Origin of the sequence: Pseudomonas fluorescens, assembly GCF_902497875.1 — a bacterium.
GTDB classification, from domain to species: domain Bacteria; phylum Pseudomonadota; class Gammaproteobacteria; order Pseudomonadales; family Pseudomonadaceae; genus Aquipseudomonas; species Aquipseudomonas fluorescens_BR.
The window spans coordinates 1-2,024 of the sequence record NZ_CABVHY010000087.1 but is presented as its reverse complement, the minus strand read 5'-3'; the positions used below and the strand labels follow the sequence as shown (position 1 = coordinate 2,024).

Annotated in this window: 1 protein-coding gene; it reads right to left on the bottom strand. The window is 55.4% G+C overall.

Going from position 1 to position 2,024, the window contains the following annotated elements; genetic code table 11:
* Positions 1-2,024, bottom strand: a 2,024-nt coding sequence (locus F8N85_RS34745; RefSeq protein WP_191636319.1) for a hypothetical protein, incomplete at both ends; no start/stop codon positions are given.

Here is a 2,024-nt window from a genome sequence, read left to right as displayed (position 1 = left end):
TCGGGCTTTAGAATCGTCGGTTTGGACGGTTTCACTTTGAACGAACACGTAATACTGGGCTCGGACACCCTGCCGTACTCAGTTTGCCTTGCCTTGATACCCTTAACGCCAGCGTCCCAAGTGGAATCAAAAAACCAGTTGGTGCCGTGGATCACGGCATCGCCCAACTTACTATCGTTGGGGTAGAGCACCTCAACAGTCGCCCTTGCCAAACACGTCCCCTCAATCGTCAATCTACCAGTGGGGTGCGTGCTGCCTGGTTGCGGCTCGGTAATTTTGGGCGCTGGCGGGTTGGCGGGAGTCCCTACGGTGAACTCGACTTCTCTGCTTGGATCGGAAACCTTGCCGTATTCGGTTTGTCGAGCCTTGACGTGCTTAACGCCGGTATCCCAAGTGTAATCAAGCTCCCAGGTAGTGCCACCCACCACAGCGTCGGCCAACTTAGTACCATCCCAGCTCAGCACTTCTACAGTCGATCTCGCCAGACACGTGCCTTTAATCTTCACATTTCCTACGGGATGCTTGCTTCCTGGTGCTGGCTCGGTAATCTCCGGCGCGGGCGGTTTGCCTGGTATCCCCACGATGAACTCGCGTTCGGGACTTGGGTCGGAACGCCAATGGTTCAAGGTTTGCCTGGCCTTGACGTGCTTAAAGCCGGTCTGCCAAATGTAATCAAGGGTCCAGATGGTCCCGTTCACCGTAGCAACGGCAAGCACGCTATCGTCCCAGTTCAGCACATCTACAATCGCGCCCTTCAAACAGGTCCCTCTGATCCTCACATTACCTACGGGGTGAATACTACCCTGTTGCGGTTCATTGATTTCCGGCACAGGCGGTTGGGTCATCTCAACAATGAAAAACTCGCACTGGGCGCTTGGGTCAGAAGCCACACCTCTCACCGTTTGCCTGGCCTTGACGTGCTTGGTGCCAGCGTCCCAGACACGACTGTAAGTCCAAATGGTGCCGGTCACGGTAGCATCGCCCAGCTTACTATTGTCCCAATTCAGCACCTCAACCGTTGCTCCCGACAAACAGGAACCGATAACCATCAATGGACCTACTGGGTACTTGTCTCCCTGCTCCGGCGAAAGAATCAATGGTTTGGGCGGCTTGGCGAACGCTCCTACTACGAATTCGTGCTGATTGCCTGGGTCCGAAGGCGTACCATTCACCCATTGCCTGGCCTTGACGTGCTTGGTGCCAGCGTCCCAGACACGACTGTAAGTCCAAATGGTGCCGGTCACGGTAGCATCGCCCAGCTTACTATTGTCCCAATTCAGCACCTCAACCGTTGCTCCCGACAAACAGGAACCGATAACCATCAATGGACCTACTGGGTACTTGTCTCCCTGCTCCGGCGAAAGAATCAATGGTTTGGGCGGCTTGGCGAACGCTCCTACTACGAATTCGTGCTGATTGCCTGGGTCCGAAGGCGTACCATTCACCCATTGCCTGGCCTTGACGTGCTTGGTGCCAGCGTCCCAGACACGACTGTAAGTCCAAATGGTGCCGGTCACGGTAGCATCGCCCAGCTTACTATTGTCCCAATTCAGCACCTCAACCGTTGCTCCCGACAAACAGGAACCGATAACCATCAATGGACCTACTGGGTACTTGTCTCCCTGCTCCGGCGAAAGAATCAATGGTTTGGGCGGCTTGGCGAACGCTCCTACTACGAATTCGTGCTGATTGCCTGGGTCCGAAGGCGTACCATTCACCCATTGCCTGGCCTTGACGTGCTTGGTGCCAGCGTCCCAGACACGACTGTAAGTCCAAATGGTGCCGGTCACGGTAGCATCGCCCAGCTTACTATTGTCCCAATTCAGCACCTCAACCGTTGCTCCCGACAAACAGGAACCGATAACCATCAATGGACCTACTGGGTACTTGTCTCCCTGCTCCGGCGAAAGAATCAATGGTTTGGGCGGCTTGGCGAACGCTCCTACTACGAATTCGTGCTGATTGCCTGGGTCCGAAGGCGTACCATTCACCCATTGCCTGGCCTTGACGTGCTTGGTGCCAGC